At 73.8% G+C, this 17,153-nt stretch carries 15 protein-coding genes; 8 read left to right on the top strand and 7 right to left on the bottom strand.

Annotated elements, in window-relative coordinates; all coding sequences use genetic code 11:
• Nucleotides 1–57 precede the first annotated feature (57 nt).
• From ACFPCY_RS04885 to ACFPCY_RS04865, 5 genes are all read left to right on the top strand, one after another.
• The gene (locus ACFPCY_RS04885) at nt 58–741 is read left to right on the top strand and encodes an LppX_LprAFG lipoprotein (RefSeq protein WP_378252326.1); all 684 of its coding nucleotides are present in this window, start codon (nt 58–60) and stop codon (nt 739–741) included.
• On the top strand, nt 738–2,303 hold the full coding sequence (locus tag ACFPCY_RS04880; RefSeq protein ID WP_378252325.1) for an MFS transporter: 1,566 nt from the start codon (nt 738–740) through the stop codon (nt 2,301–2,303). Before ACFPCY_RS04885 ends, ACFPCY_RS04880 begins: the two co-directional genes overlap by 4 nt.
• Before the next feature lie 264 nt (nt 2,304–2,567).
• Nucleotides 2,568–3,578, top strand: a complete 1,011-nt coding sequence (locus ACFPCY_RS04875; RefSeq protein ID WP_378252324.1) for an alpha/beta hydrolase — start codon at nt 2,568–2,570, stop codon at nt 3,576–3,578.
• 155 nt (nt 3,579–3,733) lie between these two features.
• On the top strand, nt 3,734–5,137 hold the full coding sequence (locus tag ACFPCY_RS04870) for a WS/DGAT/MGAT family O-acyltransferase (RefSeq protein WP_378252323.1): 1,404 nt from the start codon (nt 3,734–3,736) through the stop codon (nt 5,135–5,137).
• Between the two features lie 216 nt (nt 5,138–5,353).
• Nucleotides 5,354–6,004 (top strand): Rv1733c family protein, encoded by a 651-nt coding sequence (locus ACFPCY_RS04865; protein ID WP_378252322.1) that lies wholly within the window; start codon nt 5,354–5,356, stop codon nt 6,002–6,004.
• A 380-nt stretch (nt 6,005–6,384) separates the two neighbouring features.
• Here ACFPCY_RS04865 and ACFPCY_RS04860 read toward each other — a convergent pair whose 3' ends face one another.
• The 5 genes from ACFPCY_RS04860 to ACFPCY_RS04840 form a co-directional block, all read right to left on the bottom strand.
• Nucleotides 6,385–7,107: a MarR family winged helix-turn-helix transcriptional regulator gene (locus ACFPCY_RS04860; protein ID WP_378252321.1), complete on the bottom strand. Its 723-nt coding sequence runs from the start codon at nt 7,105–7,107 to the stop codon at nt 6,385–6,387.
• The gene (locus tag ACFPCY_RS04855) at nt 7,104–8,591 is read right to left on the bottom strand and encodes an MFS transporter (protein WP_378252320.1); all 1,488 of its coding nucleotides are present in this window, start codon (nt 8,589–8,591) and stop codon (nt 7,104–7,106) included. Before ACFPCY_RS04855 ends, ACFPCY_RS04860 begins: the two co-directional genes overlap by 4 nt.
• Before the next feature lie 69 nt (nt 8,592–8,660).
• The gene (locus tag ACFPCY_RS04850; protein ID WP_378252587.1) at nt 8,661–9,509 is read right to left on the bottom strand and encodes an ABC transporter ATP-binding protein; all 849 of its coding nucleotides are present in this window, start codon (nt 9,507–9,509) and stop codon (nt 8,661–8,663) included.
• Nucleotides 9,510–9,559: 50 nt separating this feature from the next.
• On the bottom strand, nt 9,560–10,657 hold the full coding sequence (locus ACFPCY_RS04845; protein ID WP_378252319.1) for a FecCD family ABC transporter permease: 1,098 nt from the start codon (nt 10,655–10,657) through the stop codon (nt 9,560–9,562).
• Between the two features lie 20 nt (nt 10,658–10,677).
• Nucleotides 10,678–11,673, bottom strand: coding sequence for a FecCD family ABC transporter permease (locus tag ACFPCY_RS04840; RefSeq protein ID WP_378252318.1), 996 nt, complete (start codon nt 11,671–11,673; stop codon nt 10,678–10,680).
• 109 nt (nt 11,674–11,782) lie between these two features.
• Between ACFPCY_RS04840 and ACFPCY_RS04835 the strand changes: the two genes are divergently transcribed.
• The 3 genes from ACFPCY_RS04835 (at nt 11,783) to ACFPCY_RS04825 (ending at nt 15,324) form a co-directional block, all read left to right on the top strand.
• Entirely contained in the window at nt 11,783–12,808 is a 1,026-nt protein-coding gene (locus ACFPCY_RS04835) for an ABC transporter substrate-binding protein (protein WP_378252317.1), read from the top strand.
• The gene (locus ACFPCY_RS04830; RefSeq protein WP_378252316.1) at nt 12,808–13,608 is read left to right on the top strand and encodes a siderophore-interacting protein; all 801 of its coding nucleotides are present in this window, start codon (nt 12,808–12,810) and stop codon (nt 13,606–13,608) included. Before ACFPCY_RS04835 ends, ACFPCY_RS04830 begins: the two co-directional genes overlap by 1 nt.
• 114 nt (nt 13,609–13,722) lie before the next feature.
• Entirely contained in the window at nt 13,723–15,324 is a 1,602-nt protein-coding gene (locus ACFPCY_RS04825) for a carboxylesterase/lipase family protein (protein WP_378252315.1), read from the top strand.
• On the opposite strand, the gene ACFPCY_RS04820 is transcribed toward ACFPCY_RS04825, so the two are convergent.
• Together ACFPCY_RS04820 and ACFPCY_RS04815 are read right to left on the bottom strand one after the other, a co-directional pair.
• Nucleotides 15,313–16,164, bottom strand: a complete 852-nt coding sequence (locus ACFPCY_RS04820; RefSeq protein WP_378252314.1) for a hypothetical protein — start codon at nt 16,162–16,164, stop codon at nt 15,313–15,315. The genes ACFPCY_RS04825 and ACFPCY_RS04820 overlap by 12 nt on opposite strands.
• Nucleotides 16,161–17,105 carry a hypothetical protein gene (locus tag ACFPCY_RS04815; protein WP_378252313.1) on the bottom strand — a complete coding sequence of 315 codons (945 nt, stop codon included), beginning with the start codon at nt 17,103–17,105 and terminating at the stop codon, nt 16,161–16,163. Before ACFPCY_RS04815 ends, ACFPCY_RS04820 begins: the two co-directional genes overlap by 4 nt.
• Nucleotides 17,106–17,153: the final 48 nt, after the last annotated feature.

The following is a 17,153-nucleotide window of genomic DNA, read 5'->3' as shown; positions in this document are numbered from 1 at the left end:
CGGATCATACCTGGTACCGAGTGACGGGGGTGGTGACCGGTCGGTAGGGTCCGGGCTATGTCCAAGGTTGTGCGGCGGTTCGCGGTCGTGGTGCTCGGCCTGCTGGTTCTGGCGGGATGCAAGGGCGGGGGCGGCTCGAAGGAGCCCACCGCGCATTTCGACGCGGCGCAGGTGGTGAAGCAGTCGGCGGACGCCATGGGGAAGGTCGCGAGCGTCGCGGTGACGCTGCGGACCGAGGGCGACCCGGGGCTGGTGGTGCACGGGGGCGACCTGAAGCTGCTGCGCAACGGGGACGGCGAGGGCACCGTGCAGATGGCCCAGTCCGGGGCCGTCGGGGAGATGCGGCTGGTCGCGGTCGGTGACTCGGTGTACATCAAGGGCGTGACCGGGAAGAGCTGGCGCAAGGTGCCCAAGCTCCTGGCCGGGACGATGTACGACACCTCGGCCGTCCTCGATCCGGACCGGGGCGTCGCGAAGATGCTGTCGTCGATCTCCGACCCGAAGGCGCAGGCCGAGGAGAAGGTCGACGGGAAGGACTGCTACCGGGTCGCCGGGACGCTGCCGAAGGCGTCCATCGGGAAGATCGTGCCGGGCATCGACGCCGACCTGCCCGGGCAGCTGTGGATCGACAAGGCGTCGCACCGGCTCGTCCGGGTGAAGGGGACGATGCCGAAGGGCGGGTCGGCGACGATCGACTTCACCGCCTACGACCAGGCCTACAAGATCAGCGCGCCGCAGTGACCGTGACGGCCGGACGTCCCCCGGCGGCGGCCGAGGGCAGGCGGCGCACCGCGATCGGCGTCGGCGCGGCGGTGGTCCTGCTGGCCTCGCTGGACGCCTACGTGATCTCCACCGTGCTGGTGACGATCGTGACGGACCTGAGCGTCCCGGTGAACCGGCTGGAGCGGATCACGCCGGTGATCACCGGGTTCCTGCTCGGGTACGTGGCGGCGATGCCGCTGCTCGGGCAGCTCTCGGACCGGTTCGGGCGGCGGGCCGTCCTGCAGGGGTGCCTGCTGCTGTTCGCGGTCGGGTCGCTGGTCACGGCGGTGGCCGGGAAGTGGCCGGTGTCCCTGGACGGGACGGCGGCCGTGTGGGCGCTGACGTCCGGACGGGTCGTGCAGGGCGTCGCGGGCGGCGCGCTGCTGCCGGTGACCATGGCGCTCGCCGGGGACCTGTGGCCCGAGCGGAACCGGTCGGTCGTGCTCGGCGCGGTCGGCGCGGCGCAGGAGCTCGGCAGCGTGCTCGGCCCGCTCTACGGCGTGGGCGTCGCGGCGGCGCTCGGCTGGCGGGCGATCTTCTGGATCAACGTGCCGCTCACGCTGGTCGCGATGGTCGCGGTGCACCTCTCCGTGCCCGGCGGACGGCCCCGGGAGCGGGCGCAGGGCGTGGACGTCGTGGGCGGCGTCCTGCTGGCGCTCGGGCTGGGACTGCTGGTCGTGGGCCTGTACAACCCGGATCCGCAGCGTTCGGCGCTGCCGCCGTGGGGGTGGGCGCTGCTTCCGGCGGGGATCGTGGCGCTCGTCGTGTTCGTCCTGTGGGAGATCCGGGCGCGGACGCGGTTGTTCGATCTCTCGGGCGTGCGGCGCGGGCCGCTGCTGGCGACGCTGGGCGTGAGCCTGCTGTCCGGGGCGGCGCTCATGGTCACGCTGGTGGACGTCGTCCTGATGGCGCGGACGCTGCTCGGCAAGGACGACGTCGGCGGCGCGCTGCTGCTGACGCGTTTCCTGGTCGCGCTGCCGATCGCGGCCGTCGGCGGCGGCTGGTTCGCGCACCGGTTCGGGGAGCGCCGGCCGATGGTCGCGGGGATGGCGGTCGCGGCGCTCGGTTTCGTCCTGATCGCGACCTGGCCCGCGGACGCCTCGGACGCGTCGTACGGCCCGATCCCCCGCGTGGACGCCGACCTGGTCGTCACCGGCCTGGGCCTCGGGCTGGTGATCGCGCCGGTGTCGTCGGCGGTGCTGCGGTTCGTCCCGGCGGCGCGGCACGGGGTGGCGTCGGCGGCGGTGGTCGTCGCGCGGATGATGGGGATGCTGCTCGGCATCGCGGCGCTGTCCGGGTGGGGTTTCTACCGGTTCGGGGTGCTGACGGCGCGGCTGGAGATGCCGCTCCCGTTCGACGAGGGGTTCACCAAGAAGTTCGCCGCGTACAAGGCCGCCGTGAAGGACGCGCTGCGCACCGAGTACCAGGAGATCTTCTGGATCACCGCCGGGCTGTGCGTGCTCGGCGCGGTCCTCGCGCTCGCGGTGCGGACCGTCCGCGCGGAGGACCGGACCCCCTCAGAAAGCGCGCGCACCCCCTAAGGGGCACCGGGTAGTGAACTGGAACACACTCCCGCCCGTCGAACTTAGTAGTCATGTGACAAGGCTCGGCCAAACGTCACGTTCGCCACGCGCGATCCCCTTGACACGGTGATCGGCACGGTGCGAGGTTGACGCGAGGTCACCCGAATGACCGCTTGGTCACCAGGGGGCCCGACCGGCCGTCCGGTCACGGGGCGACCGCCCCGTCACAGGGCGACCGCCCCGTCACAGGGCGACCGCGTCCGCGCACCGTGGGGAGACGTGATGGACCCTCTCGTGGAGTCCCGGCCCGGCACGACCGTCCGGTCCCGGCTGACCGCGCGCGGGCTGAGGCTGACGGTCGGCCCGCTGCTGTCGGTGTGGCCGCTGTCCCGGCACGGCCTGCGCCCGGCGTTCGCGATCGACCTCGCCGCGCCGCTGGCGCTCCCCGCGCCGCGCTGGGCCGACGTCGAGCCGGTGCCGTTCGACGGCTTCCGCGCCGAATGGGTGCGCGCGCCGGGCGCGCCGTCCGACCGGGCGGTGCTGTACTTCCACGGCGGCGGGTTCTTCTCCTGCGGGCTGCGCACGCACCGCCGGATGATCGCGCGGATCGCGGCGGCGTCCGGCGCGCCCGTCCTGTCGGTCGCCTACCGGCAGCTTCCGGAGGCGCCGCTCGCCGTCTCCGTCGAGGACTGCGTCCAGGCGTACCGCTGGCTGCTCGACCAGGGCTTCGCCGCCGACAAGATCGTCGTCGCGGGCGACTCGGCGGGCGGGTTCCTCACGTTCGCGGCGACGATGCGCGCGATCGCGGAGGGGCTGCCGCGCCCGGCCGCGCTGGTCGCGCTCGCGCCGCTCACCGACCTCGACCACACCGCCAAGGTCGAGCACGCCAACGCGCGGCTGGACGCCTACCTGCCCGCCCGCCGCGTCCGGCGGCTCGCGGCGCTGCTCACCGAGGGCGTCCCCGACCCGGCCGTCTCCCCGGTGAACGGCGAGCTCGCCGCGCTGCCGCCCACGCTCATCCAGGTCAGCTCCAGCGAGATGCTCCTCCCGGACGCCGAGCTGATGGCCGAGCGCCTCACCGCCGCGGGCGTCCCGTGCCGCCTCCAGGTCTGGGAGAACCAGGTCCACGTGTTCCAGGTGTTCGCCGACCTCGTCCCGGAGGGGCTGGCGGCGCTGCACGAGGTGGGCGCCTTCGTCCGCGAGCACACCACGCCGCGCGCCGCGCCGTCGCGGTCGCGCCGCACGCGCCGCCGCAACCGCACCCGCACCCGCACCCGCACCGCGGCCGCCTGACCGGCGCCGCAGCAGGACGTCCGCGCCGCGGTCGCTTGATCGTTCCGAGGTGCCCGGTGCGGACAGGGGAAAGCCGGTTGGACGGCGCTTCAGCGGGAAGCCTTTAACGCACCCCTGGCAGCACAACAGAAGACTGTGAGGCGACGGTGCATCACATGTCCGGGCTCGACGCGAGCTTCTACCTCCTGGAGGACGAGAACACCCCGCTGCATGTCGCATCGGTGGTCGTGTTCGAAGGTCCCGCGCCGTCTTACGGGGACCTGATCCGGCAGATCGTGGCGCGGCTGCCGCTCGTGCCGCGCTACCGGCAGCGCGTCCGGAGCGTCCCGCTGCACCTGGGACGCCCGGTCTGGGCGGACGACCCGCACTTCAACATCCTCTACCACGTGCGGCACACGGCCGTCCCCGCTCCCGGCACCGACGAGCAGCTGCGCAACCTCGCCGGGCGGGTGCTCGGCCAGCGCCTCGACCCCGACAAGCCGCTGTGGGAGATCTGGCTGGTGGAGGGCCTCGCGGACGACCGCTGGGCGCTGATCGCCAAGGTCCACCACTGCATGGTGGACGGCGTCGCCGGCATGGACCTCGCGACCGTCATGTTCGACCTGTCGCCCGACTACCGTCCGCCCGACGAGCCGGAACCCTGGGCGCCCGCGCCCGAGCCGTCCAGGTTCGACCTGCTCGCCGACGCGGCGCGGCGCGCGGTCACCCGGCCCGTCACGCAGGGCGCGGACGTGGCGCGCGAGCTCGGCGTCGCGCGCGACCTGCGCCGGCTCGGGGCGTTCGCGCTCGGCGCGGGCCGGGCCACGGCGCGGTTCGCGCGCCCGGCGGCGGGGTCGCTTAACGGCCCGATCGGCCCGCACCGCCGCTGGTGCTGGCAGACCGCCCCGCTGGAGGAGGCGAAGGCGGTCAAGGGCGCCCTCGGCGGGACGGTCAACGACGTGGTCCTCGCGGCCGTGACCGCCGGGTTCCGGGACCTGCTGAACGCGCGCGGCGACCTCGGGCCGGACGCGGTCGTCCGGTCGGCGGTGCCGGTGTCGGTGCGCGAGCAGAGCCAGCGCGGCGAGATGAACAACCGCGTCGCCGCCGTGTTCGTGAACCTGCCCGTCGGCGTGGACGACCCGCTGGAGCGCCTGCGCCGGATCCGCGAGCAGACCGAGGACGTGAAGCGCAGCGAGCAGGCGGCGGGCACCCGCACGCTCACCCGGCTCACCGACACGGCCGTGGCCCCGGCGCTGCTGTCGCTGGCGGCCCGGCTGCCGGTGAGGCTGCGGCAGGGGCTCGTCCAGACGGTGACGACGAACGTGCCGGGCCCCGACTTCCCCCTGTACGTGATGGGACGGCGGCTCCTGGAGCTGCACCCGTACGTCCCGCTGGCCGGGGGCATCCGCGTCGCGACGGCGATCATCTCCTACTGCGGGACGCTCTACTTCGGCATCACCGGCGACTTCGACGCGATGCCCGATCTCGACACCTTCTCGAAGGCCACCGCCGGCGGCCTCGCCGAACTGCTCTCGCTGGTCCGGGCGGACGAGTCCGCGCGCGGAGTTTCCGGATCATGACCGCATTCGGACGGTCCGTAACGGAGTGGAGTCAGAAAGGCTTCGCCGCGTCCGGACCGGCCGGGAAGCCCGTGCCGGGAGGGTTCCGGGGGACGGGACGTCCCTAACGGACCTCCCGAAAACGATCCGAGACTGTGCCTCGGACCGTACTCGGGAATATCCTGGCAAAGGATGGCCAAGGGCCTCTTGCCGGGTTCTCCCGGGGAGGTGACGACGATGAGCTGGTTCCGTTCCGGAGCGCGGCGCCACGCCGCCGCGGGCGGCGACACGAGGCAGGCGGCCGGCACCAGGCTGTGCCGGTGCGCGCGAAGAGCGGGGCTGCTGCCGAGCGAGCTGCGCCGCCCGGTCGACCGCGTCCAGCGCGCGATCGGCTACCTGCTGCTCGTGCTGGCGCTGTTCGCCGCGCCGCTGGCCGCGCTGTCGTGCGCGAGCTGGTCGTACACGACGGGCGTCAAGGCCGAGCACGCCGAGAGATCCGTCCGGTACCGGACGGTCGCGACGGCCGAGGCGATCGGCGACGGCTCGGCGGGCGACCGGTACGTGCACGAGACGCTGCGCGCGCGGTGGCTCGCGCCGGACGGCAGCAGCCGCGTCGGCACGCTGACGGCCTGGAAGAACGCCAAGGCCGGGTCGCGCCACCCGATCTGGATCGACGTCAAGGGCGCCGCCACGACGCCGCCGCGCCCGCACGGCCGCACCGTCACCGACACCGTCTACGCCGCGACCGGCGCCGGCCTGGCCGTCGTGCTGCCCGTCCTCGGGATCTACCTGGCCGTCCGCCGCCGCTGCGACCGCTACCGCGACGCCCTGTGGGACGCCGACTGGGCCCGGATGGACGCCGACGCCGGCCACAACCGCCCGTCCTGACCCCCGCCTTCCCGCCGGCGCCGACCTGCCGCGGTGTTGGCGCTGTCGCCGGACGGTCGCGCGCCCCGACTTCCCCAACTTCGACATCCGCTGACCCGACGCCGCAGAGACGCCGCGGATCAGCGCGGAACGCCGTGGAAACGCCGCAGAACGCCAGGCGCGTGCACCGCAGAACACGCGCGGACGCTGCACAACAGCGCGAAACGCCCCGCGCGTGCACCGCGAAACGCCCCGCGCGTGCACCGCGAAACGCCGCGCGGGCGCCGTGGGAACGCCGTGGGAACGCCGCGCGGGTACCGCGGGGCAGCGCGGGCGCCGCGGAACGCTGCGTGGGTGCCGCCGGGGGCAGCGCGGTATGGCGTGGGGGCACCGTGGGTGGGTCAGAACTCGGCGGCCCAGGGGGACGGCGGCGGCGACGGGCGGTCGCCGGACGCGGAGTCGGCCATGAGCCGGTCGAGGATGCGGTCGAGGGCGGCGAGGTCGTCCTCGGGCAGGTCGTACATCGCGGGCGGCGGGGTCCCGAGGATGCGGTCGGCCTCGGCGGCGGCGGCGAGGCCCGCGTCGGTCGCGCGGACGAGCTTGGACCGCCGGTCGGCGGGGTTCGGGATGCGCTCGACGAGGCCGCGCCCGGCCAGGTCGTCCACCAGGAGGGTGGTGTACGGACGGTCGGTGAGCAGCATGTCCGCCAGGTCGCGCAGGGCGATCGGGCCGCGCGCGGCGACGCGGCGCAGCGCCTTGACCCGGGAGAAGCTCATGCCGAGCGCTTCGGTCACCTCGCGGCGGCGGTCGCCGTGCACGCGCAGCAGCACCTGGAGCTTGGTCCAGGCGCGCCACACGGGCTCGCTCCTCTCCCCGGCGCCCGCCGCGACGCCCGCAGCGGCGTCCGCGCCGGGAACGTCCGCGCCAGCAACGTCCGCGCCCGGAACGCCCGCGCCAGCAACGTCCGCGCCCGGAACGCCCGCGCCAGCAACGTCCGCGCCCGGAACGCCCGCGCCAGCAACGTCCGCGCCCGGAACGTCCGCGCCCGGAACGTCCGCGCTGGGAACGGCCGCGCCGGGGGCGGACGCGGCGGCCGTTCCGGCGGCGGGCGGGTCGCTGGTCATGGGGTCCTCACCGGGCTCCTCGGCGTGTCGGTGGCGGTGGCCGCGGCGGTGCGCTCCGCGGTGCGGACGGCGCGGCGTCCGGTCGTGATGGTACCGAGGAGCAGCACGGCCGCCGCGCACCCCGCCATGATCCAGTACGCCGGGCGCGCGGCGGCGACGAAGTCGCCCCCGGCGAGGCCCGCGTGCCCCGAACCCGCATGGTGGGTGGACGCGCCCGCGACACCGACGACCGCGCCGAACACCGCGACGCCGAGCGCCTGCCCGATCTGGCGGCTCGTGGACGCGACGGCGGCGGCGACCCCGGCCTGCGCGCGCGGCATCCCGGACACGGCGGTGTTGGTGATCGGCGAGTTCACCATGCCGAATCCGAAGCCGAACAGCGCGTAGGCGGCGAACAGCGTGGCGTTCCGGGTCTCGCCGTCGAACGCGGCGAACAGCAGGGCGCTGGCCAGCATCGTCACCCCGGCGAGCTGGAGCGGCAGGCGCGGGCCGCGCGCTCCGGTGAGCCGTCCGGACAGCGGCGCGACGACGCCCGCGAACGCGGCCATGGGCAGCAGGTAGAGCCCGGCGTGCAGCGCGGTCAGGCCGCGGACGCTCTGCAGGTAGATCGAGTTGAGGAAGAGGAACCCGGCGAGCGCGGAGAAGGCGCAGATCGCGACGAGGGTCGCGCCGGAGAACGGCAGGCTGCGGAAGAACCGCACGTCGATCAGCGGCTCGGGCACGCGCAGCGCGTGCCGGACGAACAGCGCGAGCGCGGCGGCGGCGACCGCGCCGCAGCCGAGCACCACCGGGGACGTCCAGCCGAGCGCGGACCCCTCGATGATCGCGTAGGTGAGGGTGCCGAGCGTGGCGATCATGAGGAGCTGGCCGACCGGGTCCGGACGGCGCGGGTGCGGCGCGCGCGACTCGGGCACGAACATCCGGGTCAGCGCGAGCGCGGCCAGGCCGATCGGCAGGTTCAGCCAGAAGATCGCGCGCCAGCCGACCGAGTCGACCAGCAGGCCGCCGACCAGCGGCCCGGCGGCCATGCTGATCCCGACGACGCCGCCCCAGACGCCGATCGCGCGGGCCCGCTCGCGCGGCTCGGTGAAGGTGTTGGTGATGATCGACATGGCCACCGGGTTGAGCATGGACCCGCCAACCGCCTGCACCACCCGCGCGGCGATCAGCCAGCCGAGGCCGGGCGCGAGGCTGCACAGCAGCGAGCCCGCGGTGAACAGGGTCAGCCCGACCTGGAAGACGCGGCGGCGGCCGAGCCGGTCCGCGGTCGAGCCCGAGGTGATCATCAGTCCGGCGAGGACGATCAGGTAGGCGTCGATGGTCCACTGCAGCCCGGACATGCTCGCGTGGAAGTCGCGCTGCATGGCCGGGATCGCGACGTTGAGGACGGTGTTGTCGAGGCTGACGATCAGCAGGCTCATGCAGCAGATCGCCAGCACCAGCAGCTTGCGCCGGTGGCTCGGCTCCGGGCCGGTGTCGGGCACGCGGACTCCAACTGGTTGTAGGTCTATAACCGTTGTAACCGTACAACCATATGGGCCGTGCCGGACAAGTCAGATTTGCGTGACCTTCCCGACATCCGCCGACGAACGCCTCGCACCGGACGCGGCCGGGACGACCAGCGGCGTCCCCGTCTCCGGGTCGTCGATGACCCGGCAGCGCAGGCCGAAAACCTCCTCGACGCGGTCCGCGGTGACGACCTCGGCGGGCGGGCCCTCGGCCACGATCCGCCCCTCCCGCATGGCGATCAGGTGGGTGGCGTAGCGGGCGGCCTGGTTCAGGTCGTGCAGGACGGCCACGATCGTCCGTCCCTCGGCGTGCAGCCGCGCGCACAGGTCGAGCACCTCGATCTGGTGCGCGATGTCGAGGAACGTGGTCGGCTCGTCCAGCAGCAGGAGGGGCGTCTGCTGGGCCAGCGCCATCGCGATCCAGACCCGCTGCCGCTGGCCGCCGGACAGCTCGTCCACGCCGCGGGACGCGAGCGCGGCCACGCCCGTCGCCTCCATCGACTCGGCGACGACGCGCTCGTCCTCGCGCGTCCACTGGCGCAGCAGCCCCTGGTGCGGGTACCGGCCGCGCGCGACCAGGTCCGAGACGGTGATGCCCTCCGGCGCGATGGACGACTGCGGCAGCAGGCCGAGCGTCCGGGCGAGCTTGCGCGCGGGCCAGGACGCGATCTTCTCGCCGTCGAGCGTGACCGTCCCGGCGGCCGGACGCAGCACGCGGGCGAGCGCGCGCAGGAGCGTGGACTTCCCGCACGCGTTCGGCCCGACGACGACGGTGAACGACGCGTCCGGGACGGCGACGTCCAGGTCGCGGGCGATGACGCGCCGGTCATAGGCCAAGGTGAGCCCGGAAGCGGCGAGCCTCGCGGCGCCCGCCGCCGTCGAGGTGCCCGCCACCCTCGAGGTGGTCGCCGCCGTCGAGGTGGTCGCGGGCGTCTTCGCGCTGGTCACAGGCGTCCTGCCTTTCGTTCGGTGGAGAGCAGCCAGATGAGGTAGCCGCCGCCGAGCAGTCCGGTGACGACGCCGACGGGGAGCTGGTGGCCGGGGACGAGGCGCTGCCCGGCGAGGTCGGCGGCGGCGAGCAGCGCCGCGCCGAGGCACGCGGCGGGCAGCGCGTTCGGACCGGACGCGCGGGTCAGGCGGCGCGCGAGCTGCGGCGCGGTGAGCGCGACGAACGACACCGGCCCGGCGGCGGCGGCCGCGAGCGAGGCGAGCAGCACGGCGACCGCGAGCAGGAGGCCGCGCACGCGGTCCACCGGGACGCCGAGTGCGCGCGCGGCCTCGTCGCCCATTTCCAGCGTCCGCGTCGCGCGTCCGCACGCGACGGTGACGGCGACCGCGATCGCCAGCATCACCAGCACCGGGACGGCCTGCTTCCAGTCGCTCCCGTCGAGGCTTCCGGTCAGCCACAGGACGGCCCGCGCGGCGTCGGTGATCTGCGCCTTCGTCAGCAGGTAGCCGTTCACGCCGGTGAGGATCGCCGCGACCCCGACGCCGACGAGGACGAGCCGCTGCCCGTGCGCGCCGCTCCGTCCGACGAGCAGGACGATGACGACGCCGGTCGCCACCCCGCCGGCCACCGCGCCGACCGCGAGGCCGAGGCTGCTCCCGCCCAGCAGGACGGTCGCGACCAGCACGCCCGCCGACGAGCCCTGCGTGAATCCGAGCAGGTCGGGGCTGCCGAGCGGGTTCCTCGACAGCGACTGGAACAGCGCGCCCGCGAGCCCGAGCGCCGCGCCGACCGCGAGCGCCGTCACGGTGCGCGGCAGCCGGAGCTGGTTGACGATGAAGTCGGTGGACGGGTCGGCGCGTCCGAAAAGCGCGTTCACGACCTCGCCGAAACTCAGCGGGTAGTCGCCGCCGCCGATCGCGAAGACGCTGACGACGCACGCGACCAGCACGCACGCGGCGGAGACGAGCACCGCGCGCGAGCTGACCCTGAGCGAGACGCCGCCCATCCTGACCGGCGAGACGCCACCCGTCCTGACCGTAGAGACGCCACCCGTGCTGACCGGCGAGACGCCGCCTGTCCTCGCCGCCGGCATGCCGCCCGCCCTAGGGGGCTTCACAGCGCCGCCGCCTTCCGCCGCCGGGCGTGGGCGAGGAAGAACGGCCCGCCGAGCACGACGGTCAGCACGCCGACCTGCACCTCGCCCGGACGCGCGACGACGCGCCCCGCGACGTCCGCGACGAGCATGAGCACGGGCGCGGCGAGCGCGCTGTACGGGAGGAGGAGCCGCAGGTCGGGGCCGGTGATCGCGCGGACGAGGTGCGGCACCATCAGGCCGAGGAACACGACCGGGCCGCACGCGGCGGTCGCCGCGCCGCACAGCAGCGCGACCGCGACGATCCCGGCGCCGCGCACGAGCGACGGCCGCGCGCCGAGCGCCCGCGCGGTGTCGTCGCCCATCGCGAGCGCGTTCAGCGGGCGCGCGAGCAGCAGCGCGAGCACGCCGCCGGCCAGCACGAACGGCGTGACCTTCGCCACGGTCGAGGGCTGCGCGGCGGCGAGGCTGCCGACCGTCCAGAACCGCATCCGGTCGAGCGAGGCCGTGTCGAGCAGCTCGACGGCGCTGACGTACGAGTACAGCGCGGCGTTGACGGCCGCTCCGGCGAGGGTGAGCCGCGCCGGCGTCGCGCCGCGTCCGCCGCCGATCCCGTACAGCAGGACGGCGACGACGCCCGCCCCCGCGAACGCGAACCAGACGTATCCGGCGAACGAGGTGACCCCGAGGAACGAGATCGCCGTGACCACCGCCGCCGCCGCGCCGACGTTGATCCCGAGCAGTCCGGGGTCGGCGAGCGGGTTGCGGGTGAGCGACTGCATCAGCGTCCCGGCGAGGCCGAGCGCCACGCCGACGACGAGGCCGAGCAGCGTGCGCGGCAGCCGCATCTGGTGGACGACCGTGTAGGCGTCCGTCCCGGGCTCGGTGAGGCCGCGCCACACCTCGGCCGGACCGAGCGGGCGCGCCCCGACCGCGAGGCTCAGCGCGAGGACGGCCGCCAGCAGGACGGCGGCGAGGGCGAACCGCCGCGCGCGGGACGAGGGGGGCGGACTCACGAGACGTCTCCTCCGGGCCTGGACAAAAACTTAGGTTAGGTTAACCTAAGCCCTGCCTATCGGGCCGATAGGCGTCCCCGCAACCCCTTGACCTCGGAGAACGCACGACATGACGAACCTCGCCTCCTCCCGCCTGTCCCGGCGCGGCCTGCTCGGCGCGGGCGGCGCGCTCGCCCTCGGGGCCGTCCTCGCCGCGTGCGGCGGCGGCAAAGACGGCGGCGCGAAGGCCGACGACGGCGGCGCGTGGTCCTTCACCGACGACCGGGGGCGGAAGGCGGAGGCGAAGTCCCGCCCGCGCCGCGTCGTCGCCTACGTCGGCGCCGCCGCCGCGCTCTGGGACTACGGCGTGACCGACCGGATCGTCGGCGTCTACGGACCGGCCAAGCGCAAGGACGGCAGCCGCGACCCCCAGGTCGGCGACGTGGACATCAGCAAGGTCGAGATCATCGGCAACGCCTACGGCGAGTTCAACATCGAGAAGTACGCGGCGCTGCGGCCCGAGCTGCTCGTGGACCACATGTTCGTCAAGCCGGACCTCTTCTACGTTCCCGCCGCGAGCAGGGACAAGATCTTCAAGCTGGCGCCGAGCGTCGGCATCCAGGCGGGCGACACGACGCTCACCACCCCGATCGAGCACTACGCCGCGCTCGCCGCCGCGCTCGGCGCGGACCTGAAGTCCCCCACCAACGTCGCCGCCAAGGACCGGTTCGACAAGGCCGTCGCGTCCCTGCGCCAGGCCGTCGCCGCGAACAAGGGCGTGAAGGTGCTCGCCGCGTCCGCGAGTCCCGACCTGTTCTACGCCTCGTCGCCCGCCAAGAACGCCGACCTCCAGTTCTTCAAGGACCAGGGCGTCGGCGTCGTGGTCCCCGCCAAGCTCGACCAGGCCGGCTACTTCGAGTCGCTGAGCTGGGAGAACGCCGGCAAGTACAAGGCCGACGTCATCCTGCTCGACGCCCGCACGCAGGCGCTCCAGCCGAAGGACCTCGGGTCCAAGCCGTCCTGGGGCGAGCTGCCCGCCGTCAAGGCGAACCAGGTGTTCGCCTGGGAGCCGGAGCCCCGGTTCTCCTACGCGGGCTGCGCGCCGATCATCGAGAAGCTCGCCGAGACGATCCGCACCGCGCGGAAGGTCGCCTGATGTTCCGGTTCTTCGACATGTCGGTCGTGCGCGCGACGCGCCTCGGCCCGTCCATGACGCGCATCACCCTCACCGCCCCCGACGTGGACGAGTTCGTCTCCGGCGGACGCGACCAGCGCTTCAAGCTGTTCTTCCCGCACCCGCACCAGGACCGCCCGGTCATGCCGGACGTCCCGGACGACGACTGGTTCGCCGCGTGGCGCGCGCTCGACCCGTCCGAACGCGCCGTCATGCGGACCTTCACCGTCCGCGCCCAGCGGCCCGGCGAGGTGGACGTCGACTTCGCCCTGCACGGCGACCTCGGCCCCGCGTCCCGCTGGGCGCGCGCGGCCCGTCCGGGCGACCGGCTCCTCGCCCTCGGCCCGACCGCCCCCGACAGCGGCGGCGTCGAGTTCGCGCCCCCGCCCTCCGCCCGGACGATCCTCCTCGCCGGGGACGAGTCGGCCCTTCCGGCCATCGGCGCGAACCTGGAATCCCTCGATCCGTCCGTGTCCGCGCACGTCTACGTGCAGATAGCCCACGACGGCGACCGCCAGGACCTGCCCGGCGACGTCACCTGGCTGGTCCGGAACCGCGACGAACCGCTCTGCGAGGCCGTCCGGAACTGCCCGCCCGTCGACTACGCCTGGATCGCGGGCGAGGCCGCCGCCGTCCGGACCATGCGCCGCCACCTCGTCCGGGAGCGCTCCATGCCGCGCGAAGCCGTCGAGTTCATGGGCTACTGGCGTCGAGGCTCGACCGAAGAGACCCTCCTGGCCGAAACCCTCGCGGGCGGCACCCCCCACACCCCCGAAGACTGACCGCCGCTCCGGCCACAGGCGGCCTTCTCGGCACCTCCCCGATCACCCGCCTCCGGGCTAGTGTCGGATCACGACAACCGGATCCCGCGCAAGCTCCCGGAGGGCGCCGTGCACGTGTCGGGTCGAATCGGAGCCGTCCTACTGGCCGGAGCGGCGCTGGTCGCGTCGGGCGCGGGTGCCGCGAACGCCGGGACCGTCGCCGACACGGCGTCCGGCAGACCACTGATGCGGACGGCCGGCGGTGACGCGGCGTCCGGCAGACCGATCGTGCGGACGACCGGCGGTCTCGTCCAGGGCAAGACCGTCGGCAGGACCCGCGAGTTCCTCGGCATCCCGTACGCCGCGCCACCGGTCGGGGCGCTGCGCTGGAGGCCGCCCGCCCCCGCGCCGCACTGGCGCGGGGTGCGGCAGGCCACGGCCTTCGCGCCGCACTGCGCCCAGGCCGAGACCCCCTTCGGCTCGGCCTCGACCTCCGAGGACTGCCTCTACCTCAACGTCTACGCACCCGCGCGCCCCCGTCCGGGACGGCTGCCCGTCATGGTGTGGATCCACGGCGGCGCGCTCGTCGCCGGAAGCAGCGACGGGTTCGACCCCACCGCCCTCGCCGCACGCGGCGCCATCGTCGTCACGATCAACTACCGGCTCGGGGCGCTCGGCTTCCTCGCGAGTTCCGGTCTCGCCGACCGTCCGGGCGGACCGTCCGGAAACTACGGGCTGATGGACCAGCAGGCGGCGCTGCGCTGGGTCGCGTCCGACATCGGACGGTTCGGCGGCGACGCCCGCGGCGTCACGGTCTTCGGCGAGTCGGCGGGCGGGCTGAGCGTCCTGTCGCACCTGGTCTCGCCGGGCTCGCGAGGCCTCGTCCGGCGCGCCATCGTCCAGAGCGGCACCTACAACGTGGCCCTTCCCACGAAGGCCGCGGCCGAGGCGGAGGGCAAGGCGTTCGCGGCGAGCGTCGGCTGCCCCGACCAGAACGCGTCCTGCCTGCGCGCGGTGCCGGTCGCCACCGTCCTCGCCAAGCAGAACCGGCTCGAATACGTGCCCGACATCGACGGGCGCGTCATCCCCGAACCCCTCACGACCGCGTTCGCCGCGGGCCGTTTCGCCCGCGTCCCGGTGGCCATCGGGACGACCCATGACGAATGGCGCCTGCAACTCGCGCTCCGCCTCCTGCTGGGCGCGCCGCCGGTCACCGCCGCGAACTACCAGTGGTGGATCACCTCGGCCCTGAACGTCCCCGCCCAGACCGCCGCCACCATCGCCGCGCACTACCCGCTGAGCGCCTACCCCAGCCCGGCGCTGGCCCTGACCACCGTCGTCACCGACGCGCGCTACTCCTGCACGACGCTGGCGACCGAGAAGATCCTGGCGAAGTACGTGCCCGTCCGCGGCTACGAGTTCGCCGACGAGAACGCGCCGCAGCGTTTCCTCCCGCCGGTCGGTTACCCCTACGGCGCCGCGCACGCCTCCGAACTCCAGTACCTCTTCGGCCTGGCCGCGCCCATCCCCGGCACGCTCACCCCCGACCAGCAGAAGCTCGCCGACGCCATGAAGACCGACTGGACGGCGTTCGCCGCCGGACGCCTCCCGCAGTCCCGCTGGCCCGCCTTCCGCCCCGGAACCCAGCGGATCCTGTCCCTCGTGCCGCCCGCGCCCCGTCCCTCCACGGGATTCGCCGCAGACCACCGGTGCGCCTTCTGGTCCTCACTCCCGTGACCAGCCGCAGACGCCGATCAGCGCCGCGAGCACGAGCGTCGTCCACAGCACCATCCCGCCCGCGGCGCTGAGAAACCACGCCGGTCCGCTCCATAGGCTGTCGCCCTCTATGAACAGCCCATAGATCTCGTGGGAATCCCGGACGTTGATCCGCAGGAAGTCGGGCCGGCGTTCCCAGAGAAGCAGACAAAGAGGAGCGAGCAACCCCACGGTTCCGGCAATACGCACCGCGAGAACCCTGTCGAACTCCCGCTTCCGCGCCACAAAAAGCAACACCGCCACAGCGCAGTACGCCCCCAGGGCGATCCAGCCATAGTGCCGCACCTTCCACCACATGCCGGCCACCCTGGCCAGTGGCGAGTGCGACGCCGCCACGTGGTCCGCCACCATGGCGAGCACCACCAGCCCGGGCAGCGAGACCAGGACCGCGCGGGGCCGTCCGCGCCCTTGGCCGAGGTGCGGGACGGCCGCGACCAGTCCCATCGCGGCGGCGATCAGCGTCAGCGCGGTGCTCCACCTGTCCACCGGACGCGTCGGGTTCATCGGCAGATACCCGAACGGCCGGTCGAGCCGCACGTTCCACGCCGCCACGAACGCGAGCACCTGCGTCAACGCGGGCGCGGCGCACAGCGCGGCCGCCGAGTACCAACGCGCCAGCGAGGCGACGGCCGCGGCAGCGAGCACCGCGAACACGACCAGCGGCGCCGCCAGCCGATCGACCTCCTCCGCCGCCCACCAGTCCCCGCCCGCCGACACGACCCGCCACAGTTCGAGCCCGAGGGCGACGGCCGCGACGAGCCAGGCCGACACCGCACCGAACATCTCCAGCCGCCGCCTCACCGCCCGTCCTCCCTACGCTCCGGCCACACGCACGTCACAGCAGTGACCGCCGCAAGCACGATCGTCAACTGAAGGGTCGTCGCGGCCAGAGACGAGAGCGCGTCGGCGATGCCCTCCCATCTAGGCGGCGTAAAGCCCTCCGCGATGCCGATGCCCTGGGTGATGTGCTCGCCCAAAAGGCGGCGGACGAACAGCGGACGGATCCTCCACAGCTCTTGCGCCAGCGGAAACAGCAGCAGAATCGCGCCCGCTCCTTGCACGAGCGCCGCCACCGGCGCGCCACCGCGGCGAATGCGCCGAACGCGGGGAGCGCGCGCCAGGAGGAGTAGAGCCGAGCCGAGCGCGAGGACGATCAGCGTCCCGCTGAGATGTTGCGGAAGGCCCCACCAGCCCACTCCGAGGTACTTCTCGGGGACGAGAGATTGCGCGATGTCGTTCGCAACGGCAGCCAAGCCCACCATTACCGGCAGGCCGACAAGAAGGAGACGTGGGCGGTTCCGGGTGGCCGACGCGAGCACTCCGGCCATGGCCGCCACGACGCCCGCGCCGATCGCCGCCATCGTCGTCGCTTCGGCCCACGTCACGCCGCCGTCGGAGGCCACCATGTCCGAACCGCCGAGCGGGTAGCGGTAGAGGTACCTGACGGCGAAATGCGACCAGGGAAAGCTCAGCGAAGTGACGAGCCGGACGATATGGGTGACCGCCGGGGTGAGGCTCAGGAGCACGGAGGTCGTGGTGCGGCGCGTCCAGGCGGCCAGGAGCGCGGCGGCGAAGACGGCCGTGAGGACGAACGGGACGGTCACGGCTCTCAGGTCGTTCGTCAGCTCCCAGTCGAATCGATTCGTGGGGAGGACGCGGTGAAGAGTCAAGCCGGTTCCGGCGGCGGCGAGCGTTGTGGCGAGCGTGGCCGGAACGATGAGGAGAAGCCTCGGGGCAGGCATGCGGTATCACGATCCGTGCGCGGGGGAGCGGCTGGACGGCCTTCGCGG

This window comes from Actinomadura gamaensis, from assembly GCF_042652125.1.
Lineage (GTDB): Bacteria > Actinomycetota > Actinomycetes > Streptosporangiales > Streptosporangiaceae > Spirillospora > Spirillospora gamaensis.
This window is presented reverse-complemented; position numbering and strand designations above follow the sequence as displayed.